The sequence below is a fragment of the Shigella sp. FJ200513 genome (assembly GCF_040495915.1).
GTDB lineage: Bacteria > Pseudomonadota > Gammaproteobacteria > Enterobacterales > Enterobacteriaceae > ECMA0423.
Window position 1 is genome coordinate 1 of sequence record NZ_JBDYCV010000313.1, and the last position, 308, is coordinate 308.

Sequence of the window (308 nt, forward strand, 5' to 3'; positions counted from 1 at the left end):
GTTACCCCCAAACGAATCGGAAAATCGATACTGGAAAAACTCTAACTCGGTGGCCAGTTTTTGTTGACCACTTCACCTTTCTTTCCGAACCTTGTTGATCACCTTCTGGTTAAGCATCACACGGCTGATGGCGTTGAAGATGGCATTTCAATCTGCTACTTCAAGCCATACTCGCAAGGCCGTGCTCGCTGGCAGGGTGACACAATCCACGGCGTGTGGTTTGACGAAGAGCCACCATACAGCATTTATGGCGAAGGTCTTACCCGTACCAACAAATACGGGCAATTCTCAATTCTGACGTTTACCCC

The 308-nt window shown here is 48.7% G+C and carries 1 pseudogene; it reads left to right on the forward strand.

The window, feature by feature from the left end:
* Positions 1–72 precede the first annotated feature (72 nt).
* Positions 73–308: pseudogene (locus ABZJ92_RS22410) on the forward strand (terminase large subunit domain-containing protein); the annotation flags it as partial.